Source organism: Streptococcus pseudopneumoniae, assembly GCF_001072925.1.
GTDB lineage: Bacteria > Bacillota > Bacilli > Lactobacillales > Streptococcaceae > Streptococcus > Streptococcus pseudopneumoniae_Q.
This window is the reverse complement of the sequence record NZ_JVHE01000043.1, coordinates 1-224: the sequence shown is the minus strand read 5'-3', so window position 1 is coordinate 224 and position 224 is coordinate 1. Positions and strand designations below refer to the sequence as shown.

1 protein-coding gene is annotated in these 224 nt (G+C 38.4%); it reads right to left on the bottom strand.

The genetic code is table 11. From position 1 onward, the window contains the following. On the bottom strand, positions 1–224 hold a 224-nt coding region (locus ADH81_RS01870; RefSeq protein ID WP_049526094.1), incomplete at both ends, for an ISL3 family transposase.

Sequence of the window (224 nt, the reverse complement as noted above, 5' to 3'; positions counted from 1 at the left end):
TATAACCTGGAGAGGACCAACTTGGTTCTCTCCTTTTTGATATTCAAAGCAATGAGGATTCTAATTTTAAAGTTTTCAAAGTTCCGGAAGCCAAAAGCATTGCGCTTGATGACCTTAATGAGATTATTGGTAGCCTCTAGTTTTGCGTTTGAGTAGGGCAGTTGAAGGGCGTTGACAATTTTCTCTTTGTCCTTGAGAAATGTCTTAAAGACAGTCTGAAAAAG